This is a genomic window from Nonomuraea sp. NPDC049400, from assembly GCF_044466425.1.
Classification (GTDB): Bacteria; Actinomycetota; Actinomycetes; order Streptosporangiales; family Streptosporangiaceae; genus Nonomuraea.
The window spans coordinates 84,404-106,573 of the sequence record NZ_JBITMP010000009.1; the positions used below are offsets into that span (position 1 = coordinate 84,404).

At 70.1% G+C, this 22,170-nt stretch carries 26 protein-coding genes and 1 riboswitch; of the genes, 10 read left to right on the forward strand and 16 right to left on the reverse strand.

Annotated features, from left to right (window positions below):
* Window positions 1–124 precede the first annotated feature (124 nt).
* Window positions 125–1,462: a serine hydrolase gene (locus ACIBVN_RS15740; RefSeq protein WP_397136791.1), complete on the forward strand. Its 1,338-nt coding sequence runs from the start codon at window positions 125–127 to the stop codon at window positions 1,460–1,462.
* Window positions 1,463–1,580: 118 nt separating this feature from the next.
* Window positions 1,581–1,775, forward strand: a complete 195-nt coding sequence (locus ACIBVN_RS15745) for a hypothetical protein (protein ID WP_397136793.1) — start codon at window positions 1,581–1,583, stop codon at window positions 1,773–1,775.
* Here the strand turns inward: ACIBVN_RS15745 and ACIBVN_RS15750 are convergent.
* The 5 genes from ACIBVN_RS15750 to ACIBVN_RS15770 all read right to left on the reverse strand — a co-directional run bounded on the left by ACIBVN_RS15750 (window position 1,768) and on the right by ACIBVN_RS15770 (window position 4,528).
* Window positions 1,768–2,097 (reverse strand): nuclear transport factor 2 family protein, encoded by a 330-nt coding sequence (locus ACIBVN_RS15750; RefSeq protein ID WP_397136795.1) that lies wholly within the window; start codon window positions 2,095–2,097, stop codon window positions 1,768–1,770. The two genes, ACIBVN_RS15745 and ACIBVN_RS15750, sit on opposite strands and share 8 nt — an antisense overlap.
* On the reverse strand, window positions 2,094–3,182 hold the full coding sequence (locus ACIBVN_RS15755; protein WP_397136797.1) for a low temperature requirement protein A: 1,089 nt from the start codon (window positions 3,180–3,182) through the stop codon (window positions 2,094–2,096). The genes ACIBVN_RS15750 and ACIBVN_RS15755 overlap by 4 nt, the downstream gene beginning before the upstream one ends.
* 53 nt (window positions 3,183–3,235) lie before the next feature.
* The gene (locus tag ACIBVN_RS15760) at window positions 3,236–3,793 is read right to left on the reverse strand and encodes a hypothetical protein (protein ID WP_397136799.1); all 558 of its coding nucleotides are present in this window, start codon (window positions 3,791–3,793) and stop codon (window positions 3,236–3,238) included.
* A 95-nt stretch (window positions 3,794–3,888) separates the two neighbouring features.
* Window positions 3,889–4,149, reverse strand: a complete 261-nt coding sequence (locus ACIBVN_RS15765) for a 4a-hydroxytetrahydrobiopterin dehydratase (RefSeq protein WP_397136801.1) — start codon at window positions 4,147–4,149, stop codon at window positions 3,889–3,891.
* 28 nt (window positions 4,150–4,177) lie between these two features.
* The gene (locus tag ACIBVN_RS15770; RefSeq protein ID WP_397136803.1) at window positions 4,178–4,528 is read right to left on the reverse strand and encodes a winged helix-turn-helix transcriptional regulator; all 351 of its coding nucleotides are present in this window, start codon (window positions 4,526–4,528) and stop codon (window positions 4,178–4,180) included.
* A 54-nt stretch (window positions 4,529–4,582) separates the two neighbouring features.
* Between ACIBVN_RS15770 and ACIBVN_RS15775 the strand changes: the two genes are divergently transcribed.
* Window positions 4,583–5,185, forward strand: coding sequence for an NAD(P)-dependent oxidoreductase (locus ACIBVN_RS15775; RefSeq protein ID WP_397136805.1), 603 nt, complete (start codon window positions 4,583–4,585; stop codon window positions 5,183–5,185).
* On the opposite strand, the gene ACIBVN_RS15780 is transcribed toward ACIBVN_RS15775, so the two are convergent.
* The gene (locus tag ACIBVN_RS15780; protein WP_397136807.1) at window positions 5,179–6,387 is read right to left on the reverse strand and encodes a DUF4032 domain-containing protein; all 1,209 of its coding nucleotides are present in this window, start codon (window positions 6,385–6,387) and stop codon (window positions 5,179–5,181) included. The two genes, ACIBVN_RS15775 and ACIBVN_RS15780, sit on opposite strands and share 7 nt — an antisense overlap.
* A 22-nt stretch (window positions 6,388–6,409) precedes the next feature.
* On the opposite strand from ACIBVN_RS15780, the gene ACIBVN_RS15785 reads away from it, so the two are divergent.
* Complete coding sequence (locus ACIBVN_RS15785) at window positions 6,410–7,978, forward strand: DUF885 domain-containing protein (protein WP_397136809.1); 1,569 nt, start codon at window positions 6,410–6,412, stop codon at window positions 7,976–7,978.
* A gap of 24 nt (window positions 7,979–8,002) precedes the next feature.
* Here ACIBVN_RS15785 and ACIBVN_RS15790 read toward each other — a convergent pair whose 3' ends face one another.
* Both ACIBVN_RS15790 and ACIBVN_RS15795 read right to left on the reverse strand, forming a co-directional pair.
* Window positions 8,003–8,638, reverse strand: coding sequence for a class II aldolase/adducin family protein (locus tag ACIBVN_RS15790; RefSeq protein ID WP_397136811.1), 636 nt, complete (start codon window positions 8,636–8,638; stop codon window positions 8,003–8,005).
* A gap of 50 nt (window positions 8,639–8,688) precedes the next feature.
* Window positions 8,689–9,273, reverse strand: a complete 585-nt coding sequence (locus ACIBVN_RS15795; protein WP_397136813.1) for a TetR/AcrR family transcriptional regulator — start codon at window positions 9,271–9,273, stop codon at window positions 8,689–8,691.
* 46 nt (window positions 9,274–9,319) lie between these two features.
* Here ACIBVN_RS15795 and ACIBVN_RS15800 point away from each other — a divergent pair, with 46 nt between their 5' ends.
* Window positions 9,320–10,237, forward strand: coding sequence for a carbohydrate kinase family protein (locus ACIBVN_RS15800; RefSeq protein ID WP_397136815.1), 918 nt, complete (start codon window positions 9,320–9,322; stop codon window positions 10,235–10,237).
* Entirely contained in the window at window positions 10,234–11,448 is a 1,215-nt protein-coding gene (locus ACIBVN_RS15805; RefSeq protein WP_397136817.1) for an aminotransferase class III-fold pyridoxal phosphate-dependent enzyme, read from the forward strand. The genes ACIBVN_RS15800 and ACIBVN_RS15805 overlap by 4 nt, the downstream gene beginning before the upstream one ends.
* Before the next feature lie 23 nt (window positions 11,449–11,471).
* Here the strand turns inward: ACIBVN_RS15805 and ACIBVN_RS15810 are convergent, their stop codons facing one another.
* The 4 genes from ACIBVN_RS15810 to ACIBVN_RS15825 form a co-directional block, all read right to left on the reverse strand.
* Window positions 11,472–12,317, reverse strand: coding sequence for an alpha/beta fold hydrolase (locus ACIBVN_RS15810; RefSeq protein WP_397136819.1), 846 nt, complete (start codon window positions 12,315–12,317; stop codon window positions 11,472–11,474).
* 46 nt (window positions 12,318–12,363) lie between these two features.
* Window positions 12,364–13,056, reverse strand: a complete 693-nt coding sequence (locus tag ACIBVN_RS15815) for a hypothetical protein (RefSeq protein ID WP_397136821.1) — start codon at window positions 13,054–13,056, stop codon at window positions 12,364–12,366.
* Window positions 13,057–13,245: 189 nt separating this feature from the next.
* Window positions 13,246–13,381, reverse strand: a riboswitch (cyclic di-AMP (ydaO/yuaA leader).
* A 169-nt stretch (window positions 13,382–13,550) separates the two neighbouring features.
* Window positions 13,551–13,751 carry a DUF5302 domain-containing protein gene (locus ACIBVN_RS15820; protein WP_397136822.1) on the reverse strand — a complete coding sequence of 67 codons (201 nt, stop codon included), beginning with the start codon at window positions 13,749–13,751 and terminating at the stop codon, window positions 13,551–13,553.
* 113 nt (window positions 13,752–13,864) lie between these two features.
* The gene (locus tag ACIBVN_RS15825; RefSeq protein ID WP_397136824.1) at window positions 13,865–14,431 is read right to left on the reverse strand and encodes a class I SAM-dependent methyltransferase; all 567 of its coding nucleotides are present in this window, start codon (window positions 14,429–14,431) and stop codon (window positions 13,865–13,867) included.
* A gap of 134 nt (window positions 14,432–14,565) precedes the next feature.
* On the opposite strand from ACIBVN_RS15825, the gene ACIBVN_RS15830 reads away from it, so the two are divergent.
* Window positions 14,566–15,567 carry a rod shape-determining protein gene (locus ACIBVN_RS15830; RefSeq protein ID WP_397136826.1) on the forward strand — a complete coding sequence of 334 codons (1,002 nt, stop codon included), beginning with the start codon at window positions 14,566–14,568 and terminating at the stop codon, window positions 15,565–15,567.
* A 144-nt stretch (window positions 15,568–15,711) separates the two neighbouring features.
* Here ACIBVN_RS15830 and ACIBVN_RS15835 read toward each other — a convergent pair whose 3' ends face one another.
* The 4 genes from ACIBVN_RS15835 to ACIBVN_RS15850 are packed head-to-tail and all read right to left on the reverse strand — an operon-like array spanning window position 15,712 to window position 19,284.
* Window positions 15,712–16,932, reverse strand: coding sequence for an ABC transporter permease (locus tag ACIBVN_RS15835; protein WP_397136828.1), 1,221 nt, complete (start codon window positions 16,930–16,932; stop codon window positions 15,712–15,714).
* Window positions 16,932–17,615 (reverse strand): ABC transporter ATP-binding protein, encoded by a 684-nt coding sequence (locus ACIBVN_RS15840; protein ID WP_397136830.1) that lies wholly within the window; start codon window positions 17,613–17,615, stop codon window positions 16,932–16,934. Before ACIBVN_RS15840 ends, ACIBVN_RS15835 begins: the two co-directional genes overlap by 1 nt.
* Before the next feature lie 8 nt (window positions 17,616–17,623).
* A complete protein-coding gene (locus ACIBVN_RS15845) occupies window positions 17,624–18,769 on the reverse strand; it encodes a peptidoglycan-binding protein (RefSeq protein ID WP_397136832.1) in 1,146 nt (381 codons plus the stop codon).
* Window positions 18,769–19,284 carry a hypothetical protein gene (locus ACIBVN_RS15850; RefSeq protein ID WP_397136834.1) on the reverse strand — a complete coding sequence of 172 codons (516 nt, stop codon included), beginning with the start codon at window positions 19,282–19,284 and terminating at the stop codon, window positions 18,769–18,771. The genes ACIBVN_RS15845 and ACIBVN_RS15850 overlap by 1 nt, the downstream gene beginning before the upstream one ends.
* Before the next feature lie 144 nt (window positions 19,285–19,428).
* Between ACIBVN_RS15850 and ACIBVN_RS15855 the strand changes: the two genes are divergently transcribed.
* The 3 genes from ACIBVN_RS15855 to ACIBVN_RS15865 are packed head-to-tail and all read left to right on the forward strand — an operon-like array spanning window position 19,429 to window position 22,039.
* Entirely contained in the window at window positions 19,429–20,085 is a 657-nt protein-coding gene (locus ACIBVN_RS15855) for a response regulator transcription factor (RefSeq protein ID WP_397136836.1), read from the forward strand.
* Window positions 20,082–21,260, forward strand: coding sequence for a sensor histidine kinase (locus ACIBVN_RS15860; RefSeq protein ID WP_397136838.1), 1,179 nt, complete (start codon window positions 20,082–20,084; stop codon window positions 21,258–21,260). Before ACIBVN_RS15855 ends, ACIBVN_RS15860 begins: the two co-directional genes overlap by 4 nt.
* Before the next feature lie 44 nt (window positions 21,261–21,304).
* Complete coding sequence (locus ACIBVN_RS15865) at window positions 21,305–22,039, forward strand: polysaccharide deacetylase family protein (protein WP_397136840.1); 735 nt, start codon at window positions 21,305–21,307, stop codon at window positions 22,037–22,039.
* The last annotated feature ends 131 nt before the right edge of the window (window positions 22,040–22,170 follow it).

Sequence of the window (22,170 nt, forward strand, 5' to 3'; positions counted from 1 at the left end):
TGAGGTTATCCGCATATTTCCTGCGGCCATCCTCACCTGCCAGAACGGCGGCCTGCTTGGTGGCCCGCGACCTCGTGCCCCGGTTCGCTGGATACGCGAAGTCCGAGTCAAGGAGGAGCCTCTGATGTCGAAACCCACCCGCGTTCTGGCGGCGGCTGCGGTGGCGGTCACCATGACCGCGTGCGTGAATCAGCCCGTCCCGGTCCAGGCCACCGTCACCACCACCGCCGCCGTGGCCGCGCCCGAGATCCCCGACACGCCTGCAGGCAGGCAGCTGCGCTGGCTGCTCGACGCCGCCTCCCGCACACCGATCGCCGAGAGCGAGCTGGCCGGGCACTTCGCCGCCGACTTCCTCAAAGACATCCCGGCCGACCAGATCAACCAGGTCCTGTCGGCCTACAAGGGCATGCGGCTGGAACGACTCGCGCAGTCGCAGGACCGGGCGCTGGTGGCGGTGGTCGTGGCGGGCGGCACGTCGTACGAGGTCCCGCTCTTCGTGGACGCCGCGGGCCTGATCAACGGCCTGCAGTTCCGCGTCCCGGTGCCCAAGAGCTGGGCCGAGCTGGACGAACGCCTCCGCAAGGTGGCACCCCAGGTCGGTTTCATGGCGGCCGAGCTCGGCAAGGGCGGCGCCTGCCGCCCCGTGCACGCCGCCGCCCGCGGCGTGGCGCGCCCGCTCGGGTCGATGTTCAAGCTGTACGTGCTGGGCGCGGTGGCCGAGCGCATCCGCGGGGGCGCGTTCGGCTGGGACACCCAGCTCACGATCACGCCCGAGCTGAAGAGCCTGCCGTCCGGCCAGTTGCAGGACCGCCCGGACGGCAGCAAGGTCTCCGTCCTGGAGGCCGCCAAGCTGATGATCTCCATCAGCGACAACACCGCCACCGACCTGCTGATCCACAAGGTGGGCCGGAAGGCGGTCGAGCGCACGATGCGGGCCTGGGGCGGGCACGACAAGCGCAACATGCCCTTCCTCACGACGAGGGAGCTGTTCGTGCTCAAGGGCGCCGGCTATCCCCGCCACGCCAAGCGCTACCTGTCGCTGGGGACGGCGGAGCGGCGCGCGTACCTGGACGAGGTCGTCGCCAAGGTGCCACTGTCCGGCATCACTCCGTGGACCGCGCCGCGCGAGCTGGACACGATCGAGTGGTACGGCTCCCCCGCCGGCCTCTGCGAGGTCTACTCCCGGCTGGCCAAGCTGCCCGACGAGCACATCGGCCAGGTGCTGTCCATCAACGACGCCGGGCTGCGGCTGGACAAGGGCCGGTGGCCGTCGGTCTGGTTCAAGGGCGGCTCGGAGCCGGGCGTGCTCGATATGAGCTTCCTCGCTCGGACGTCGGACGGCGAAAAGTACTTCGTCACCACGATGGCGATCAACCCGAGCAGGCCGTTCGACGACACGAAGGCGGCCCAGGAGCTCCTCGCCCTGACCCGCGGCGCGTTCAACCTCGCCAAGGGGCGCTGACCGGACTTGGACGACACCCTCGCCTTCGAGGCCGCGGCCGCCGTGCGCACCGCCTTCCAGGCCATCGAACGCCCTCGCTCCCACGGCAGCGAGGGCCCGCGGGCTCAGCTCGGGGGCGATGGACGTCCTGTTGCGACTGAGCGCCGCCGGCGACGACGGCCTCAGCATCGGAGAGCTGGCCGTGCACACGGCGACGCCCGCCGGGATCCAGCGGACGGCCGAGCACTTCAGGCTGCACGACGGCAAGATCACCACGATCATGCTGATCTTCGACGCGGCGCCATGGCAGCCGATGGCGGCGGCGATCAGGTGAGCGGCATGGCGGCCGCCGTCTGGCGCCAGATCTTGCCATCCCTGATCACCAGGGTGCCGTACGTGGTGACGCGGTTCCCGTTGATCGTCATCAGGGCGTTGTAGAAGATCACGTCGTCGGTCGTCCGCGCCGAGACGATCTCGTCGACCCGGGGCTCCACCGAGAAGTACGCGGCGAACAGGTCCTTGATCTCGGCGAGCCCCCGGGCGACGCGGTCGAAGCGGACAACCGTGGCGTCGTCGTGATACTGGCTCAGCAGGGCCTCCAGGTCGCGGTCGGCGATGGCGGCCAGCTGGCGGTCGAACAGGTCCTGGGCGGTCATGCGGCACCTTCCGGCTGGGAGCGGTTGATCAGGTCGTACGTCACTTGCGCCGCAGCGTAGAGGAGGATGAGCGGGAGCGCGGCCACGGTCGGAAGCGCCGAGGTGGCGAGCGTGAGCGCCGCCGCGGCGAGGCGGATCGTGCCCGCGCGCCTGTCGGACGAGCACAGATGCTGCAGGCCGAGTACGGCGAGCACCAGGGCGGCGGGCAGCCCGACGGACCAGCTCGTCGAGGCCGGGTGCTCGATCGCGTGCTCGATCCCGATCCCGAACGCCACCAGGCCCAGCGAGAGCGGCAGGTGCGCGTAGACCCACACCTGACCGGCCAGCCTGGTACGCAGCACGACGGACTCGTCGATGTGGCCGAAGTACAGCCACCAGAACCCCATCGCGATCGCCACTCCCGCCAGGGCGATCAGCAGCGTGCCCGGCGTGACGTCGTGGCCCTTCAGCCCGACGACGACCGCCGCCACCACCTCGCCCAGCACGATCACCACGAACAGGCCGAAGCGCTCCGGCAGGTGCTCGGTCTGCGGCGGCAGCTTGCCCTGGTGGCGCCTGCCCAGGAGGGGCGTGGCGAGGTCGATCACGACCGCGACGGCCCAGAACGCGTAACGCTGGGGCGGCTCGACGGCCAGCGAGGCCAGCCAGATGAGCCCGGCCACCGTGAACCCGACGGCGTAGTGGGTCGTCAGCGGCCTGGCCTCGGGGACGTGGCGGCCGGCGCGGACATAGGCCACGACGAGCAGCACCCTGGCCACGGCGTACGAGATGGCGAAAAGCCCTGAACGCTGGCCGATGTCGCCGACACTGGCCGCCATCGTCGCCACGGCCAGGATCTGCGGCAACGCGAGCAGCCGGTGACTGACGTCGTCGGTGTCGAACCTGTTGGCGTAGAAGACGTATCCCGCCCAGGCCCACCAGACCGGCACGAACAGGCCCACGAACGCCAGAGGGCTCTCCGTGAGCACGTCGGCCAGCTCGGCGACGGCCACGACGAAGACAAGGTCGTAGAGTAGCTCCAGCCAGGTCGCCCGGCGGTGCACGTCTTCGAACAGCCGTAATCTGGGGGGCTGCCACTGGGTCACAACTACTCCTGACTTCGCTATGTAATTGTGTAATTATGCCCGGGTTCTGGCGGTCAGGAGGCCTTTTTCAGGGTCAGGCAGGCGACGCGAACCCCGGCGGTGCCCACCTCAGGGCCCGAGGTCTTGGTGGGCTGGGAGTGGAGGACGAGCGAGCCAGGCAGGTTGGCCGGGTCGAGGGCCCAGTCGTTGCGCGCGGTCGAGCGGCCTCCGCCGTCGCCGTTCGTGGTCACGTCGAGCCAGACCTCGCTGCTCGGGCTGATCTCGCCGCGACGGTGCTGGTAGTGGGGCCCGGAGTCGTCGGGCTTGGCGCCGCAGGGCTTGGTGTGGAGATGGACTCCGTAGTGATGGTTCGGCAGCAGGCCCTCGACCACGAGAGCGGTGCGGGTCTTGTTGCCGGACGACTCGACGGTGACGCTCGCCTGGGCTCCCTGCGGGGCCAGCTTGCGATCGTAGGCGATGGCGGAGGTGTCGGAGGTGCTGAACTCGCCCCCACCGGACAGTTTGACCTCCCCCGTCGGGGCTTCGCTGGGGCCCGCGAAACCGTGGACCGAGGCGGGCGGCCCCGCGCAGGCTGTGGCGAGCATGGCGAGCAGGAGTGCGGGCATGCGCATGAAACCCTCCATGGTTCGAGCCCTGACGGCACTGCGGGCTCCGGGAGGGCACCCACTCTAACGAGTAACCGACCTACTACGGTTCGTATTCGCGCTCAGGCGCCGTGTTTCGCCGCGATGTCGTCGATGATCGCGGCCAGCGTGAAGTCGAGGTCGGTGAGACCGCCCTTGTCGTGGGTGGTGAGGGTCAGATGGAGGGTACGCCAGCGGATGTCGATGTCGGGGTGGTGGTTGAGCTCCTCGGCCTTCACCGCGATCTCGTCGACGATGCGGATGGCGGTCGGGAAGTCGGGCGCGGTGACCGTGCGCCGGATCTCGTCGCCCTCGCGCCGCCATTCGGGCAGATTCTTGTCCATGGCGTCACGTTACCGATTGCTGCACGGTTCAGGCGGACTGGGCGCGGCAGCTGAGGATTTCGCCCACGTGCTCCTCGGCCCACGAAGCCACCACCGAGACAGGATCGCGCAGCGACCGCCCGAGCGTGGTCAGCTCGTACTCCACCCGTGGCGGCACCTCCGCGAACACCTCCCGCGTCACCAGCCCGTCCTGCTCCATGGCCCGCAACGTCTGCGTCAGCACCTTCGGCGTGACCCCGCCGATGCGTGCCCTGAGCTGGGTGAAGCGCATCGGCCCTTCAGTGAGGCTGAGGAGCACGAGCACCGACCACTTATCGCCAATCCGATCCAAAACCACTCGCGTCGGACAGTTAGGGTCGAAGACATCGCCGGTATCCATAAGGTACTTATAGCACGATGAAGTAACCAGTATCCGATGGATACTCTGGCGCACATGAAGATCCTGCTCTTTGGCGCGACCGGCATGATCGGTCAGCGCATCGCCGCCGAGCTGACCGACCGCGGCCACCAGGTGACCGCCGTCAGCCGCAAGGGCCCGGTCAAGGGCGACGTCCACGACGCCGCCACGCTGGCCAAGGGCCACGACGCCGTCGTCTCCGCCATCGCCCCGCCGCGCGACGGCACCGAGCCCGAGCCGCCGTTCCTCGACGCCAACCGCGCCCTCATCGACGGTGTGCGGGCGGCCGGGGTGCGCCGGCTGATCGTCGTGGGCGGTGCCGGCAGCCTCCAGGTCGGGCCCGGCCAGGACCTGGTCGACACGCCCGGCTTCCCGGAGATCTACAAAAAGGAGGCCCTGGCCCAGAGATCCGCCCTCGGCCTCTACCGGGACGTCGCGGACCTCGACTGGACCTACATCTCGCCCGCCGCCGAGATCGCGCCGGGTGAGCGTACCGGTGTCTACCGCATCGGCGGCGACACGCTGCTGGCCGACGCCGAGGGCCGCAGCTTCATCTGGGCGGAGGACTACGCGGTCGCCGTCGCGGACGAGCTGGAGAACGGCGCCCACCCGCGCAAGCGCATCACGGTGGCCTACTGAGGCGGTTCGTCCGGGAGGAGCGCCTTCTCGTCGGGCTTGTGCACGAGCACGTTGTCCACGTACGACTTCACGGCCGTGGCCAGCCCCACGTCGGCGCCCTGCTCCTCCGACAGGTACCAGCGATGATCGAGTATCTCGTGGAAGAGCTGCGCGGGCTCCAGCTTCCCGCGCAGCTCCGCGGGAATGGCATCGACCGTCGGCTGGAACACCTCCGCCAGCCACCGGTGCGCCACGATGGCCTCGTCCTCGTGCCGCAGCCCCTTGGCCACCCGGAACCCGTCGAGGTCGTTGAGCAGCCGCCGCGCCTGGTTCTCCTCCACGTCGAGACCGGTCAGCCGGAGCAGCCGCCGCTGGTGGTGCCCGGCGTCCACGACCTTGGGCCGGACGATGAGCCGCCCGGTGCCGACCTTGCGCCGCACCATCATCTCGGCCACGTCGAAGCCGAGCAGGTTCAGCCGCCGGATCCGCTGCTCCACCCGGTGCCAGTCGACCTCGTCGATGATCTCGCTCTGGGTGATCTCGTCCCACAGGCGGTGGTAGCGGGCGACGACGTCCTCGGCGGTGTCCATGGGATCGATGGACGGGTGCAGCAGCCCGCCCGCCTCCAGGTCGAGCATCTCGCCGAAGATGTTCGTGTGCGCGGCGTCGATGTCGGCCAGCCGCTGGCCCTCGCTGATCATCGGGTGCATCTCACCGGTCTCGGCGTCCACGAGGTAGGCCGCGAACGCCCCCGCGTCCCTGCGGAACAGCGTGTTGGACAGCGAGCAGTCGCCCCAGTAGAACCCGTTCAGATGCAGCCGCACCAGCAGCACGGCCAGCGCGTCCAGCAGCCTGGTGAGCGTGTCGGGGCGCAGCGTGCCCGACATGACCGCCCGGTAGGGAAGCGAGAACTGCAGGTGCCTGGTGATCAGCGCCGCGTCCAGCCCCTCCTCGCGGCCGGTGACGTAGGCGACCGGTTCCACGGCGGGGGCGTCGAGACGGGCGAGATCCCAGAGCAACTGGTACTCCCGCTTGGCGTAACGCTCGCTGATCTCCTTGATCGCGTACACCTTGCCGGACAGCCGCGCGAACCGCACGACGTGCCGTGATATGCCGCGAGGTAGATCGACGAGATGGTACTCGGGCCAGTCTTGGAGCGGCACTTCCCAGGGGAGGCGGATCAGGTCAGGATCGCCTAGCGCGCCGGTGATCTGCAGGGGCATTTGCTCAGGATATGGTGCATCGGTGGACGAGTTTCTCAAGTGGTACTTTTCCGACCGTCCCGTCGTGGCCGCCTCATTAGGGGCCGACGGTTACGACCACACCCTCGGCGACTTCACCGCCTCCGCCTGGACCGCCCGCGCGCGGGAGGAGGTCCGCTGGCTCGAACACCTCTCGAGCATCCGGACGACGTCCCTGGACGACGCGATCGACAAGGAACTGGTCCTCTCGCATCTGAGGGGCTCGATCGCGCTCGCGTCCTGGCCCGAGTGGCGGCGCGACCCCGCCGTCTACCTCGTGGCGATCTTCACCTCGATGTACACGCCGTTCCAGCGGCGGCTCAAGCCGGAGCCCGAGCTGGTGTCGTCGGCCGTCTCCCGGCTGGCCGAGGTGCCCGGCGTGCTGGCCGCCTGCCAGGCCAACCTGGACCCCGAGCTCGCCGCGCCGCTGCTGATCAAGCGCGGGCTCGGCCAGGCGCGCACCGGCCGCAACTTCCTCACCCGCACGATCCCGTCGATGGTCGAGGACCCCGAGCTCGCCGCCAGGCTGGCCGAGGCCGCCGAACCGGCCGCGCGAGCGTTCGACGAAATTGTCACGTTCCTCGAGGGCTTCCAGTGCGGCGGCACCTGGCGGATGGGCGAGCGGCTCTACTCCACGTTGCTGCGCGAGAAGGAGCTGCTCGGGTACGGCGCCGCCGAGCTGCACGAGAAGGGCAAGGCCGCCTGGGCCGAGCTGGACGCGCGGATGCGCGAGGTGGCGGTCAAGGTCAACGGCAGCGCGGACTGGCGGGCGGCCATGGAGTTCCTCATGGACGACCATCCGCCGACGTTGGCCGACATGCGGGCCGAGTACGCGGCGGAGACCCGGCGGGCCAGGGAGTTCGTGCGGGAACGGGACCTGGTCACGTTCGCCGAGGGCGAGGAGTGCGACGTGCTCCCCTCGGCCGAGTACACCCGCCCGATCCTGGCCGTCGCCCACTACCTCGCGCCGCCCCCGCTGAGCGCCTCGCGCAAGGGCGTCTTCTTCGTCCCCTACACGCCTGACGACTTCACCCCCGAGCAGGTACGCCAGCGCCTGCGGACGAACTCACGGGCCCAGATGCCCTCGATCGCCGTGCACGAGGCCTACCCGGGGCATCACTGGCACCTGTCGTACATGGCGGGCAACCCCCGTACCGTCAGGAAGGTCTTCCGCACCCCGTACTTCGCGGAGGGCTGGGCCCTGTACGTCGAGAAGCTCCTGCACGAGCAGGGCTACTTCGACACCCCGGCCACCGAGCTGGCCCACCTGGACTGCCGGATCTTCCGCGCCGCCAGGATCGTCGTGGACACGGCGCTGCACTGCGAGGACATGTCGATCGAGGAGGCGGAGACGTTCATGGCGAGCAAGGCGTCGCTGTCCCCCGGCACTGCCCAGGGCGAGGTGAACCGCTACTGCGCCTGGCCCACGCAGGCGCCTTCCTACCTCACGGGCGCGATCGAGATCGACCGCATCCGGCAGTCGTTCAAGGGGTCGCTCAAGGAGTTCCACGACCGGATCGCCGGATCGGGCGGCCTGCCCCTGGGGCTGGCCGAGCAGGTGGCGCTGTCATGACCCGCACTGTCATTTCCCGCGCCGTCACCGGCGGCGCGGGAACGTGGGAGGGTTCAGCGCGCGCTCGACCACCGCGTTGAGCTGCTCGTCGGTGAGCACGGTCGGCTTGCCGACGCTGAGCCCCCGCACGTACACCTCGCACAGCCACTCCAGCAGCCGGGTGGCCTCGAACGCCTCCTCCATCGTCGCCCCGATGGTCACCCCGCCGTGGTTGGCCATGAGGGCGGCCCGCTTGCCCGCCATCGCCGCCCGCACGTTGGCGGCCAGCTCGGGGGTGCCGTAGGTGGCGTACGCGGCCACCCTGACCGTGCCGCCGAGCAGCAGCGCGTTGTAGTGCACGGGCGGCAGCTCGGTCATGGTGGTGGCCACGACCGTCCCGAACACCGAGTGCGTGTGCACGATGGCCTGGGCGTCCGTGGTCTCGTAGACGGCCAGGTGCATGGGGGTCTCGCTGGACGGCTGGAGCTCGCCTTCCACGAGGTGGCCCTCGACGTCCACGATGGGGCACATCTCCGGGGTCAGCCGGTCGAGCGCCACCCCCGAGGGCGTGACCGCGACCAGCTCCCCCTGGCGCACGCTCAGGTTGCCCGACGTGCCGATGACCAGGCCCAGCTCGACGGCGCGGCGGCCGTACTCGCACAACTGCTCGCGCAGGCTCATGCGTTTCGAATGTAGTCGGTCGTCCGAATTACAGCAATCCTGGCGCTCCCTCACAGGCGGTCGAGGGCCTGGAGCATGAGCCGCTCGATGTCGACGCGCTTGAGCCGCCCCGGATAGAGGAGCAGGTGCAGGCTGAGGCCGTCCATCAGGGCGAGGAGGTGCTCGGTCAGGTCGTCGAGGTTGTCGTCCGTGCGGAGCTCGCCGGCCGCGCGAGCCTGCCCCAGCAGGTCACGTACGGCGGCGCGCAGCTCGCCCGCCTCCGTGCGCTGCACCTCGGCCAGGCGCTCCGAGGCCAGGCTGCGGCTCCAGAAGCTGACCTCCAGCCGGGTCTCCTGGGTGCGCTCCGCGTCGAGCGGCAGGTTGTCCAGCAGCAGCTCGCGCAGCGCGGCCAGCCCGGTCACGCCCTCGACCTTGCTGGTGAGCCGGTCTCGGATGCGCTGGTGCGACTGGCGCAGCGCCGACAGCAGGATCTCGTCCTTGTCGGCGAAATAGTGGGCGAGCACGCCGTTGGAGTATCCGGCCTCCTTGGCGATGGCCCGCGTGGTTGCGGCGTCGATGCCGTCCCTGACGATCACCCGGCGGGCGGCTGACAGGAACTCGCGCCTGCGCTCGTCGTGATCGACGATCTTGGGCATCGGCTCCTCCATTGACTTTTTATTCGGACGTCTGTCTATTTAGACTATGACCGTCGCCACCGTCGGCGTCCACATCGTCGACATCCTCACCAGGCCCGTCGATCACATTCCCCAGGGCCAGGACACCGTGCTGGTGGACCAGATCCGCCTCACCGCCGCGGGCGCCGCCGCCGGGACGGCCGTCGACCTGGTCAAGCTGGGCAACTCCGTGGTCACCATGGGCGCGATCGGCGATGACGAGCTGGGCGACTTCCTGGTCGCGGTGCTCACCAAGCGCGGCGTGGACGCCTCACGTCTCGTGCGCAGGGCGGGCGAGCAGACGGCCGCCTCGATCCTGCCCATCAGGCCGGATGGCGGGCGGCCCAGCTTCCACGTGCCCGGGGCGAACCTCACGGTGACGTACGCGGACCTCGACGCCGAGCTGCTGCGCGGCGTGCGGGCGATCCACCTGGGCGGCATGGATGTCACGTTCGGCCTGGGCGACCCGGCCTTCTTCGCCCTCCTGGACTCGGTACGGGCCGCGGGCACCATCGTCACGATGGACCTCCTTTCAGAGATGCCTGATTTATTGGGAATGGCCCGAGCTTTTCTGCCGCACGTGGACTACGTGCTGCCGAACGAGTCGCAGGCGCTGCTCATGACCGGCTGCTCCGACGTCCAGGAGGCCGCTCAGACGCTGCTGGCGGACGGGCCGCGCGGTGTGCTGGTCACGCTCGGCGCGTCGGGCAGCCTCGTGGTCACTCCCGACGGCACGGAGCCGGTGCCCGCCATCAAGACGGACGTCTCGGACACGACCGGCTGCGGAGACGCGTACTGCGCCGGCTTCCTGACGGGGCTCCTGCACGGACAGGACGTGCTGACCGCGGCCCGCTGGGGCACGGCCGCCGCCGCCCGCGTCGCCACGGGGCTCGGCTCGGACGCCGGCCTCACCGACCTCGACTCGACTCTAAGGATCCTCGGATGACCGACGCAGAACTCCGCCGACGGGCCTTGAAGGTCGTCCCCGGCGGCATGTACGGGCACCTCAACGCCGCTCTCTTCGCCCCGGGCTTCCCGCAGTTCTTCGAACGCGGCGAGGGCTGCCGGCAGTGGGACGTGGACGGGCGCGAGTACATCGACTTCATGTGCAGCTGGGGCCCGGTCGTGCTCGGGCACCGGCACCCGCGTGTGGAGGAGGCCGCCGCCAGGCAGGCCGCGCTCGGCGACTGCCTCAACGGCCCAGGCCCGATCATGGTGGAGCTGACCGAACTGCTCGTGGAGACCGTGCCCAGCGCCGATTGGGCGATGTTCTCCAAGAACGGCACCGACGCCACGACCCAGGCGCTCATGGTGGCCAGGGCCGCCACGGGCCGGACCAAGGTGCTGATGGCCCATGGCGCCTATCACGGGGCGGACCCCTGGTGCACGCCGTCCCTGTCGGGCACGACGCCCAACGAGCGGGCGGACCTGGTGGAGTTCACGTACAACTCCCTGGAGTCGCTGGAGGCCGCGGCGGCGACCGCGGAGGGGGACGTGGCGGCGATCATCGTGACGCCGTTCAAGCACGACTCGTTCGAGGACCAGGAGCTGGTGGAGCCCGTCTTCGCGCGCGGCGCCCGCGCGCTGGCCGACCGGCTCGGGGCGGCGCTGGTGATCGACGACGTGCGGGCGGGGTTCCGGATCGACCTGCGCGGCTCCTGGGAGCCCTATGGGGTACGCCCCGACCTGACGGCCTGGTCGAAGGCCATGGCCAACGGCTACCCGATCGCGGCCGTCACCGGCACAGACGCGCTGCGCGGACCGGCGCAGACGCTGTATTCCACGGGCTCGTTCTGGTTCTCGGCGGTCGCCATGGCGGCGGCCAAGGCGACCATCGAGACCCTGCGCGACACGGACGGCATCGGGGCCATGGAGCGGGCCGGCACGCAGCTCCGCGAGGGGCTGTACGCGCAGGCCAAGTCCCACGGGTTCGTGGTGAACCAGACGGGACCGGTGACGATCCCGTGGCTCAGCTTCGACGGGGACGCCGATCTCTCCGTCGCGATGTACTGGAGCGACGCCTGCCTGCGGCACGGGGTCTACCTGCACCCGTGGCACAACTGGTTCATGTCGGCCGCGCACACGGAGGCGGACGTGGCGAAGGCCCTGGAGGGCACGGATCAGGCGTTCGCCGAGACCCGCGCCCACTTCGGCTAGGCCCGCTCCCCCACGGAACCGGGCTAGGCGGCGGTGAGCTTGGCGATCTCCGCCACGATGGCGGGCCAGAGCGGGCGCGGCAGGTCGTGGCCCATGCCCGGGTAGGTCACCAGGCGAGCGCCGGGGACGGCGGCGGCCGTGGCGTGGCCGGCGGCGACCGGGATGAGCTGGTCGACCTCCCCGTGCAGCACCAGCGTGGGCACCTGTACGCCCGCGAGCAGCGCCGTGCGGTCGCCCGAAGCCATGATCGCGGCGAGTTGCCTGGCCGTGCCGTCGGGGTCGAAGCAGCGGTCGAACGCCAGCCCGGCCAGCTCGCGGATCCTCTCGCGGTCCAGCTCGTATCCGGGCGAGCCGAGGACCGACCAGGTCTGCACCGCCTGGGCGAGCACGGCTTCGCGGTCGGCCGGGGGCCTGGCCATGAGGGCGGCGAGCGCGGTCTCCGTCGGCGGGGCCACCGAGGGGCCGGGCGTGGACATGATCGAGGTCAGGGTCAGCACCCGGTCCGGGTGGCGGATGGCCAGGGCCTGGGCGATCATGCCGCCCATCGAGGCGCCGACCACGTGCGCGGCGGGCCATCCGAGTGCCTCCATGAGCCCCGCGGCGTCGTCGGCCAGATCGTCCAGCAGGTACGGCGAGGGCGCCCCAAAAGTGGGAGCGCCCTTGTCGTGGAAGTGCGTGGACAGGCCCGCGTCGCGGTTGTCGAACCGTACGACGTGGTGTCCCTGCTCCGCCAGCAGCTCGCAGAGCCCTTCGTCCCAGTGGATGAGCTGCGCGCCGAGGCCCATGATGAGGAGCAGGGGACGGCCCTCGTGCAAACCGAAACTCTCGTAGGCGATTTCGATGCCGTTCGCGGCTACCCGGGTGGTCACGAGGACCAGAATGACATTCTGGTAGCGACCCGTAAAGCCCGTGAAGTCAGAGATTCATGAGGCCGCGGATGCGGTCGCTGGTGAGCGCCGCGCTGCCGCCGGCCACGGCCACGGCGCCGGCCAGGACGGCGGCCGTGGTCTTCGAGAACGAGGTGGGCGCGGTCTCGGTGGGCGCGGTCTCAGCGGCCGCGGGCGGCGGCTCGGCCGGGTTGTTGTCCTGCTCGGCCCAGGCGCGGGTCGAGAACGGAACGGGGTAGTTCTTCTTGCCCGGACCCTTGCCCCACTTGGTGATGACGTAGTCGACCTTGATGTGCCCCTGGCCACCGTTGCCGTCGACATGCAGCGTGTCGGAGTTGAACGTGCCGCCGGTGAGCTCCGCGAACGTCTTGGCGTCCAGGTCCAGCATGATCCCGCGGTTGGAGGGCACGCCCGGGCCGCGGTCGCCGACGAAGAACGGCATCTTCTTGCCCTTGTAGACCACGTAACCCTCGGTCATGAGCGGCCAGCTCGGGCTGGCGGCCAGGCCCTTCTGCATGGGCTTGCCGCTGGCGGGCAGCCCGGTGTCACCTGCGCGGCCGGAGGCGTCGTCCCAGAAGTACGAAGCCGTTGTCGAGCCCTTGAGCAGGACCTTCTCATCATCGTTCGAGTCGGCGTGAGCCGCGGTGCCGGCGACGGCGAGCGCACTTACGGTGCAGGCGGTGAGCAGGACAAGAGAACGCAGGCCAAAACGTGCAGACATGAAAAGTAAAGTCCTTCGCGACGGGGGCAGGGAGTTGCGCTCGCTCGAAAAAGGGCGTAGCTAGGCAGAGCACCTGGCAAAGGGGAGATAGCTACGCGGAGCGCGAAACGAGCCTGAGGAAGGGACCGCTCAGTAGGCGGCGGCTATCACGCTGTCCGGGGGTGCGACGCGGTCGGGCATGCGGTTCATATGTCCTCTCCATCTCGCCTACCGGGTTAGCTGGCGGGTTCGGGCGTGGAGATGCCCTACCGACACGTGGTCGGATTCACCCCAACTGCGATGGGTCCCCGGTTCCCGAGTGATCGGGATTCGGCGCCAGCCGGCTGTCCCTCCTGGGTGAGGTCCACGCCACCGGCTGTGAATTGGGCAACACTCTAACCACGCATTCCGGACATACGCAAACACTTCGTCATGAATCGGGCAGAAGATCTACCTTCCCGCACAAAGAAAAAAGGGGGCACGGCAGTGCCGTACCCCCCTGGGAAATCCCAGCCTCAGCCGCCGCTCTTGCGCCTGAACGATCTTTTACTCGCAGCCGGACCGTGCGACCCATGGATCTTCGACGGGTCACCGCCCCTGCCACCCGCGCCCGAGCCCGCGTGCTGGTTGCGCTTGCGCTCCAGCGCCTCGCGGAACTTGCGCTTCATCTCGTCCTCGGGAGTTTCGCTGACTTCCTGCTCCGGTGTATCCGCCATGAGGACCTCCATGGTGTTGGGGACAGTCACAGCTTCGCATGGCCCCGCTTATGACGCGAAACCGGCTTCCCCACCGGCTTTGCGGGACTGCACTGCCACCCACCCGACAACGTTCAGTCGAGGGTGAACGCCATCAGGCGGAACACCGGGTCCGGGCCTGAGCAGCCCTGCCCGTGTCCCACGAATCGGGTCTCGCCGCTCGGCCGGAGCCCGTGTCTGGCCGCCTCCTCGACGACCAGGCCGGCCCGGTCGGACGGCTCCCTGCGCCCTCCCGTACCGTGCGCGGCTCCCTTGTCGACCGTCGTGACGAAAACTCCGCCTGGCCGCAGCACGCGGGCGGCCTCGGCGATCACCGGGCGGGCGTCGTCCAGCAGGTGCAGCAGCCAGATGGTGGTGACCGCGTCGACCGAGCCGTCGCGTACGGGCAGCGTACGGGCGTCGCCCAGCACGACGTCCACGCGCCCGGCGGCGATCCGCGCCATCCCCGCGGAGGCGTCCACCCCGAGCACCCGCAGCCCCCGACCGGCCAGCTCCCTCGTCACGAGCCCGGTGCCGCAGGCGATGTCGAGCAGCGTGCCACCGGATACGAGGCGGCGCACGGCGTCGGCGGCGGCCACGGCACGCGGCAGCCCGCCCCGGGTCTCGTCGTAGTGTTCGGCCTCGAGGTCGTAGTCGAGCACTGCCGGTCCTCCTGGCGTCGGGGTGCTGCCGGACAAGATACGCCTAGGTAAAAGGGAACCGTTCGGTTCCTGGTGTTGGGTTGGAGCAGCTCAGGAAATAGACCCGGCATGATGGTCAAGCCCCCGGTCCTGCCATGAGCCTCCTCGGCCGTGACCTGGCGGTGGATCTGGGAGGCACGAGCACGCGCATCTATGCCCGGGGCAAGGGCATCGTGCTCGACGAGCCCTCGGCTGTCGTGCTCGACGACCGCACCGGCAAGGTCATCGCGTACGGCGCGGACGCGACCGACGGCGAGACGTGCTGGCCGGTCAGCGGCGGCCTGCCGGTCGACGGCGAGCTCACCTGGCGCATGGTCAGGCACTTCCTGAGCAAGGTGCAGCGCAATCCGTTCGCCAGGCCGCGCCTGGTCATGGCGCTGCCCGACAGCTCCACCCCGATCGAGCGGACGGCGCTGAGCGACCTGGCGTTCGAGGCGGACGCCAGGCGGATCGAGCTGATCCCGCACTCGCTCGCGGCGGCGCTCGGCGCCGGACTGCCGGTCGACAGCTTCGCGGGGCACATGGTGATCGACATCGGGCGCGACTCCGCCAGGATCGCCGTGCTCTCTTCCGGGGCCGCCGTGGCCACGACGGCCGTCCCCGGCGGCGGCGAGGCCGTCAACAGGGCCATCGTCCGCCTGGTCGAGCACAAACACTGCCTCCTCCTCGACGAGCACGAGGCCGAGTCGGCCAAACGCCACATCGGCGCCGAGTGGGAACCGCTGAACCGGCACGTGACGATGCGTGCCCGTGACCCGGACACCGGCCAGGAGCGCGAGGTACGGCTGCCGGTCCAGCAGGTTTACGAGGCGACCAGGCAGCCGGTCGAGGCCATCGTGCGGGCGGCGATGGACACGGTCGAGCGATGCCCGGCCGAGCTCGCCGCGGACCTCGGGGGGCGGGGCGCGGTGCTGGTAGGAGGCGGCGCGCTGCTGCGGGGGCTCGCGCGGCGGCTGCGGGCGTCGTTGCGAATGCCGGTACGGAGGGCGGAGCGGCCCCTGGAGTGCGTGGCCCTCGGCCTGGGCCGGTTCGTGGACGACCTGGGCCTGATCGCCCGGCTCCGCAACGCCCTCGCCTGGGCCGGGCCGGACAAGTGACCGCTCAGCCGAGCCAGGCGTCGCGTCCGAGCCCCCGACGCGCATGAGACGGCGCACCCAGGCCGTGCGGCGTGGTCGAGTGCGAGTGCGCGGGGCCGGGGGCCGAGCGGCGTGGTCGTGTGCGAGTGCGGGGGCCGTGCGGCGTCAGGGGGTGGAGAGGGCTTCGGTCGGGGACAGGCGGGAGGCGCGGATCGCCGGGTAGAGCCCCGCTGCCGCGCCGATGACCAGGGTCGCCGCGAGGCCGCCGACGGTGGCCCAGGCGGGCACCACCGAGGGCCAGCCGCTGTACAGCGCGTACCCCATCGTGACACCCGTCCCCAGCAGGATCCCCCCACCCCCGCCAAGAGCCGACAGCAGGAGCGACTCCGCGAGGAACTGGGTGCGGATCTGGCCGCGCGTGGCTCCGAGGGAGCGGCGCAGGCCGATCTCCGCGCGGCGTTCCAGCACCGAGATGACCATGGTGTTGGCCACGCCGACCCCGCCCACGAGCAGCGCCACCGCGCCCACCCCCAGCAGGAGGTTGGCGAACGCCTGGCTGGTCGCCTGCTTGGCGGCGAGGGCGTCGGAGGGCCGGGAGACGTCCACCTCGTTGGGCGCCTCCGGGTTGGCGGTCCCGGCCAGCACCTGGCGTACGGCCTCCAGCTTGGCCTCGTCGGAGCGGGTGTAGAGCGTCGTCGGGTGTCCGTCGAAGCCCAGCCTGGACTCCGCCACCGGCCAGCCGACCAGGACGCCGCTGTCCAGGTCGGTGGCGAGCGCCACCGGTTCCAGGACCCCGATGACCGTGAAGCGGATCCCTCCCACCACGACCTGCGTGTCGGGCGAGGCCGAGCCCACGCCGAGCCGCTGGGCCGCCAAGGAGCCGAGCACGGCGGCCGGGTAGCGTTCGGTGGCCGCGTTGAGCCAGGTGCCGTTCCGCAGGGTCGCGCCCACGGTGGCGGGCAGGTCGAGGCGGGCCGCGTACGTGGCGATGCCGCTGGTCTGGGCCTCGGGGATCTCCTCCGACCGGTAGACCTTGACGTCGCCCATGCGCCCGATCGACGAGACGGCCTGGACGGGGCCGATGCGCTCGATCATCGACTCCGCCTCCTTCGGCATCTGCGCGGCCTCGCCCGTGAGCGTGGTGCCGGACGAGACCGTGAGCAGGTTGGTGCCGAGCGCGGAGAGCGTACGGTCGAGCTCGGCGCCCGAGGAGGACGAGAGTCCGACCACGCCCACCATGGCCGCGATGCCGATGGCGATGCCCAGCGCGGACAGGAACGCCCGCAGCGGCCGGGTGCGCAGGCCCACCGCCCCGACCCGCATCACGTCGCGGGACCGCATCCTGGCCGGGCGCAATTTCGGGCGCGCCACCTCCACCATGGACATCACACCGCCTCCAGGGGGACCCGCGCGGTGTCGGAGATGATCTGGCCGTCGCGCATCCGCACCTGCCTGGGCAGGCTGGCGGCGATCTCCCGGTCATGCGTGATGATCACGATGGTGGTGCCGCTCGCGTTCAGCTCGTGCAGCAGCTCCATCACCCCCGTGCCCGACACCGAGTCCAGGGCCCCGGTCGGCTCGTCGGCCAGGAGCAGCGGCGGGTCGCCCGCCACGGCCCTGGCGATGGCCACGCGCTGCCGCTCGCCGCCGGACAGCTCGTGCGGCTCGTGGTCCGTCCGGTGCCCGAGCCCCACCCGCTCCAGCGCCTGGGCCGCGCGGCGGCGCCGCTCCGACCTGCCCAGGCCGGTGTAGACGAGGCCGTCGGCCACGTTGTCGAGCGCCGGGACCTTCGCGGCGAGGTGGAACGACTGGAACACGAACCCGATCGTGGTGGCCCGCAGCGCCGACAGCTGACTGTCGGACAGCTTCGACACGTCGTACCCGTCGATGTGGATGGACCCGGACGTGGGCCGGTCGAGGGTGCCGACGACGTTGAGCATCGTCGACTTGCCCGACCCGGACGGGCCGACGATGGCGACCAGCTCGCCGTGCTGGATCCGCAACGACACCGACGCCAGCGCCGCCACGCCGCCCGGGTACGTCTTGCACACGTCCGTCAGAGCGATCATGGGATACGTCATTTCGGCATCCCCACGGTCATGCCCTCGGCCAGCCCGTCGCCGCTGACCTCGACCCGCCCCCCGGAGAACAAACCTGTCTCAACCTTGATATATCGTGACCTGCCCCCCTCGATGATCTCCAGCCCGTACCCGCCCTCCTGCAGCGCCACCAGCGCCGCCACCGGCACGGTCAGCACGTTCTTGCGCTTGGAGGCCGTGAACGTCACGTCCACCGCCGCCTTGTCCAGCCCCTTGGCGGCCTTGGCGGCCCCGATCGAGACGAGCGCCTCCACCCGGGTCTCCGGGTCCGCGTTCTGGCTCTCGGCCGGCTCGATGACCGTGGCCACCTCGGTGACCTTGCCCTGCACACTCTTGCCGTCCGGCAGCGTGACCTCGACCTTGGCGTCCTTCTTGGCCATCCGCTGGTCCTCGGCCTCCAGCTTGACCGTGACCACCTTGGACGTGCCCGTATAAGTCAGGACCTTCTGCCCCGGAGCGGTCGGCTGGCCCTCCTCGGACTCCAGGCTCTCCACCCGCACCTTGCCGGGGGCGAACACGACCCGGCCCAGCTCGACCACGCCCGTCTCGTCCAGGCCGCGGTCCTCCTGCCATTCCATGACCGCCTCGGCGGTGTCATAGGTGTACTCGTCGTCGACCGTGAACCCGTCGTAGCCGAGCTTGCTGAGGTTCCGTTCCAGGTTCTCGACGTCCTTGCCCTCCACGCCGACCTTGAGGTCGCGGTACGCGGGCGTCGAGCCGTACATGAGCACGACCGGCTTGTTGTCCACCCGGTACAGCGACCTGCCGCGGGTGATCTGCGCGCCGCTGTCGGGCAGCCAGGTGACCGTGCCGGGCTTCCTGCTCATTGCCGTGGTCACCGGGCCGTAGCCGAGCTCGCCGTCGGCGTCCCTGGTGTCGTTCAGGGTCTGCCTGGTCACCGTGGTGGTGGCCGGGGGCAGGGCGCCGGCCGACGCGGTCGGGCCGGCGCTGCCTTGGAGCAGGCCCGCGCTGTTGACGGCCACGAACCCGCCTCCGGCCACGGCCACCACGGTCAGGAGCCCGGCGACCAGCCTGCCCCGGCCGCGGCGCCGGCGCGGCCTGGAGGCCGGCGCGTCCGGCTCCGCCCTCCCCCCAAGGGTGGCCCCGTCTGTCACCGGGCCCATCAAAGACCTCCCATACCGGCCTCGGCGGACTCCTTCTGGCACTTCTGCTGGGCGGCCTTGAAGTCGGGGTCCTTGCCGACCTCGCCGGTGATGCGCATGGCGCCGCCGTCGGGGTCGGGGAAGCTCTCGACGCCGTTGTCACGCATGCACTGCGCGAGCTTGCGCAGCGCCTCGCCGCGCTTCGGGTCGGGCTGGCCGGCGCGCTCGCCGCTCGGGGCGTACTCCTTGCACGTCTCCTGGGCCTTGTCGACCGTCTCCTTCGGGATGCTCCCGTCGAGCTTCATCATGATGCCCTTGCCCGGCTGCGGGTCGTCCATGGGCACGCCGTTCTCGCGCATGCACTGGGCGAACTTGAGCATCTTCTGGTGCGGGTCTTCACTCGGCTTCGCGCTGGAGGCGGCCTGGGTGCCGGTGCCGCTGACCGACGCCACCTCGGCTCCGCCGCCGTCGTCCGCACCGCAGCCGGCCAGGAACAGTGCGGCCGCCGCCAGCGCGCCGAGGACTCGTACTCGCATGAGATCTTCCCTCTGTCGGATGGATGCCGTCTCGAGGGGAGATGCAATAGGGGCCGCTGTTTCCTCAGCGTTTCCGTTCGCGCTTATTTTGAGCAAATGCCGCCTAGGCCACACTCAGCTCCGTAAGCGAATGAAAGGTGCGCCATGCGGGTGCTGGTGGTTGAGGACGAGCGGCTGCTCGCCGACGCGATTGCCGAGTGGCTGCGTGAGGAGACCCACGCGGTCGATCTGGCGCACGACGGCGAGGCGGCGCTGGAACGGATCGCCGTCAACGACTACGACGTGGTCGTGCTGGACCGGGACCTGCCGCGGGTGCACGGCGACGAGGTGTGCAGGGAGCTGGTCGAGTCGGAGCGGGACGCGCGGGTGCTGATGCTGACGGCCGCCGCCCAGCTCGACGACCGGGTGACCGGCCTGTCCCTGGGAGCCGACGACTACCTGACGAAGCCGTTCGCCTTCCCCGAGCTGGCCGCCCGCGTGCTGGCCCTGGGGCGGCGCTCGCGCCCAGCCGTCCCGCCCGTGCTGCGGCGGGCCGGGATCACGCTCGACCCGGCGCGCAGGGAGGTGTTCAGGAACGGGCGGTTCGTGCCGCTGTCGAAGAAGGAGTTCGCGGTGCTGGCCGAGCTGCTGCGGGCGAACGGGAGCGTCGTCTCGGCCGAGCAGCTGCTGGAGAAGGCGTGGGACGAGAACGCGGACCCGTTCACCGGGGCGGTCCGGCTCACCATTCTCAAGCTGCGCCGCAAGCTCGCCGACCCGCCGGTCGTGGAGACCGTGCCGGGGGTGGGGTACCGGATCGCATGACCCTCCGGCTGCGCCTCACGCTGATGTACGGGGGCCTCTTCCTGGTCGCCGGGCTCACCCTGCTCGGCGTCACCTATCTCCTGTTCAACCAGCAGCTGACACAGTCGTTCGAGAGCCGGTTCGAGCCCGAGCCCGGCAGGATGAAGAAGCTGCTCCTGGCCCGGGACGGCGTCGTGGTCACCGGCGACGCCGCGGTGGAGTGGCTGCGCCAGCAGGAGGAAGAGCTGCGCAGCGCGGCCGTCACGTCGCTGATCGCGCAGGGCGCGATCGCGCTGGTCGTGGTCGGCGGCGCTGCGCTGGGGCTCGGCTGGGTGGTCGCGGGCCGGGCGCTGGCCCCGCTGCACCGGGTGACCGACACGGCGCGCAGGATCGCGGCCGCCCCCATGGCCGAGCGCGGGCTGCACGAGCGGATCGCGCTGGAAGGACCCGATGACGAGGTCAAGCAGCTCGCCGACACGTTCGACACCATGGTCGAGCGGCTGGACCAGTCCTTCGACGGGCAGCGCAGGTTCGTGGCGAACGCCTCGCACGAGCTGCGTACGCCGCTGACCCTGAACCGGGCGCTGGTCGAGCTGGCCATGCACCGCCGTACGGCCCCTCCCGAGATCAAGGAGCTGGGCGAGAGCCTGCTGGAGATCAACGCCCGCCACGAACGGCTCATCTCCGGCCTCCTCCTGCTGGCCCGCTCCGAACAGGAGATCGCGGACCGCTCGCCGGTGGACCTGGCGGACGTGGTGACGCACGTGGTCGCGCAGACCGCCGGGGACGCTCACGAGGCGAAGGTCACCGTGTACGAGGTCACCGCCCAGGCGCCCACCACCGGGGACGCGCTGCTGCTTGAACGGCTGGTGCACAACCTCGTCGAGAACGGCATCCGGCACAACGTGGACGACGGGACCGGGTGGGTGCGCGTGGCGAGCCGCACCGTGTCCGACGGGAAGGTGGAAGTCGAGGTCAGCAACACCGGCCCGAGTGTGCCGCCGTACGACATCCCGCTGCTGTTCAAGCCGTTCCACCGGCACGGGGCCGAGCGCGTGGTCACGGCGAGGAGCGCGGGGCTGGGGCTGTCGATCGTACGGTCGGTGGCGGTCGCGCACGGCGGGGACGTCAGAGCGCAGCCGCGGGAGGGCGGCGGCCTGATCGTGACCGCGTCGCTGCCGCGCCCCACTCAGTGACTCTTGGGCGGAGCAACGCGGAGATTGTGATTCCATGATCATCCATGAACGCAGCCGAAACGACTGTGCGGAAAAGATGGATCAAGCTTCTCGTGGCCCCTCTCGCCATCCTTCTCCTTGGCGCGATGGGCCTGTATCAGCTGATGAACGCCCGGACCTTCCAACTGGCGGGAGAACTGACCGACCGTGTGGCGACCGATGAGAAGGTCGTTGCCCTGACCTTCGACGACGGCCCTGACGAGAACACCCCCGAGATCATCGACATCCTCGCCGAGCAGCGCGTTCGCGCGACGTTCTTCGTCATCGGCGCACAGGTCGAGGCCCGGCCGCAGGACGCGCGGGCGCTGGTCGCCGCCGGCCATCAGCTCGCCAACCACACCTACACCCATCGGCGAATGGTCTTCGTTTCGCCCGCCACCGTGGCGAGTGAGGTTGAACGCACCGACGCGGCCATCCGGAGGGCGGGGCAGCGCGGCGAGATCCTGTTCCGTCCGCCGACGGGCAAGAAATTGCTGCTGCTACCGCTGTATCTGGCCGACAACCAGAGGCGCACGGTGATGTGGGATGTGGAACCGGACTCGGGCAAGACTCCAACCGCCACCGAGATCGTCGCGACTGTGCGCGAGGAGACCAGGCCAGGGTCGATCATCTTGCTCCACCCCTGGTATGCCAATGGGCGGAACACTCGCGAGGCCGTCAAAGGCCTGATCACTGGCCTCCGTGACCAGGGATACCGATTCGTCACGGTCTCAGAGTTGCTCGCTTTGCAGCGTCGTTGACCTGGGTCTGGCCCCGTACGTCTCGCCAACTGGGCCACATATTGCGGCAACCGAAAGGTTTTCGACGACAGCGGAACATCACTACAAATCCGTATTGCAGTCGCTATGGTACGTAAAGATCACCCGCCCCC

Bases quoted from the DNA above. Each gene is read 5' to 3' on its own strand.
- ACIBVN_RS15845 (WP_397136832.1), bottom strand. From the start codon at position 18,769: ATGGGCCCGGTGACAGACGGGGCCACCCTTGGGGGGAGGGCGGAGCCG.
- ACIBVN_RS15780 (WP_397136807.1), bottom strand. From the start codon at position 6,387: ATGCCCCTGCAGATCACCGGCGCGCTAGGCGATCCTGACCTGATCCGC.
- ACIBVN_RS15740 (WP_397136791.1), top strand. From the start codon at position 125: ATGTCGAAACCCACCCGCGTTCTGGCGGCGGCTGCGGTGGCGGTCACC.
- ACIBVN_RS15855 (WP_397136836.1), top strand. From the start codon at position 19,429: ATGCGGGTGCTGGTGGTTGAGGACGAGCGGCTGCTCGCCGACGCGATT.
- ACIBVN_RS15765 (WP_397136801.1), bottom strand. From the start codon at position 4,149: ATGGACAAGAATCTGCCCGAATGGCGGCGCGAGGGCGACGAGATCCGG.
- ACIBVN_RS15860 (WP_397136838.1), top strand. From the start codon at position 20,082: ATGACCCTCCGGCTGCGCCTCACGCTGATGTACGGGGGCCTCTTCCTG.
- ACIBVN_RS15745 (WP_397136793.1), top strand. From the start codon at position 1,581: ATGGACGTCCTGTTGCGACTGAGCGCCGCCGGCGACGACGGCCTCAGC.
- ACIBVN_RS15760 (WP_397136799.1), bottom strand. From the start codon at position 3,793: ATGCGCATGCCCGCACTCCTGCTCGCCATGCTCGCCACAGCCTGCGCG.
- ACIBVN_RS15805 (WP_397136817.1), top strand. From the start codon at position 10,234: ATGACCGACGCAGAACTCCGCCGACGGGCCTTGAAGGTCGTCCCCGGC.
- ACIBVN_RS15830 (WP_397136826.1), top strand. From the start codon at position 14,566: ATGAGCCTCCTCGGCCGTGACCTGGCGGTGGATCTGGGAGGCACGAGC.
- ACIBVN_RS15820 (WP_397136822.1), bottom strand. From the start codon at position 13,751: ATGGCGGATACACCGGAGCAGGAAGTCAGCGAAACTCCCGAGGACGAG.
- ACIBVN_RS15850 (WP_397136834.1), bottom strand. From the start codon at position 19,284: ATGCGAGTACGAGTCCTCGGCGCGCTGGCGGCGGCCGCACTGTTCCTG.
- ACIBVN_RS15795 (WP_397136813.1), bottom strand. From the start codon at position 9,273: ATGCCCAAGATCGTCGATCACGACGAGCGCAGGCGCGAGTTCCTGTCA.
- ACIBVN_RS15840 (WP_397136830.1), bottom strand. From the start codon at position 17,615: ATGATCGCTCTGACGGACGTGTGCAAGACGTACCCGGGCGGCGTGGCG.
- ACIBVN_RS15835 (WP_397136828.1), bottom strand. From the start codon at position 16,932: ATGTCCATGGTGGAGGTGGCGCGCCCGAAATTGCGCCCGGCCAGGATG.
- ACIBVN_RS15750 (WP_397136795.1), bottom strand. From the start codon at position 2,097: ATGACCGCCCAGGACCTGTTCGACCGCCAGCTGGCCGCCATCGCCGAC.
- ACIBVN_RS15770 (WP_397136803.1), bottom strand. From the start codon at position 4,528: ATGGATACCGGCGATGTCTTCGACCCTAACTGTCCGACGCGAGTGGTT.
- ACIBVN_RS15815 (WP_397136821.1), bottom strand. From the start codon at position 13,056: ATGTCTGCACGTTTTGGCCTGCGTTCTCTTGTCCTGCTCACCGCCTGC.
- ACIBVN_RS15800 (WP_397136815.1), top strand. From the start codon at position 9,320: ATGACCGTCGCCACCGTCGGCGTCCACATCGTCGACATCCTCACCAGG.
- ACIBVN_RS15865 (WP_397136840.1), top strand. From the start codon at position 21,305: ATGAACGCAGCCGAAACGACTGTGCGGAAAAGATGGATCAAGCTTCTC.
- ACIBVN_RS15775 (WP_397136805.1), top strand. From the start codon at position 4,583: ATGAAGATCCTGCTCTTTGGCGCGACCGGCATGATCGGTCAGCGCATC.
- ACIBVN_RS15790 (WP_397136811.1), bottom strand. From the start codon at position 8,638: ATGAGCCTGCGCGAGCAGTTGTGCGAGTACGGCCGCCGCGCCGTCGAG.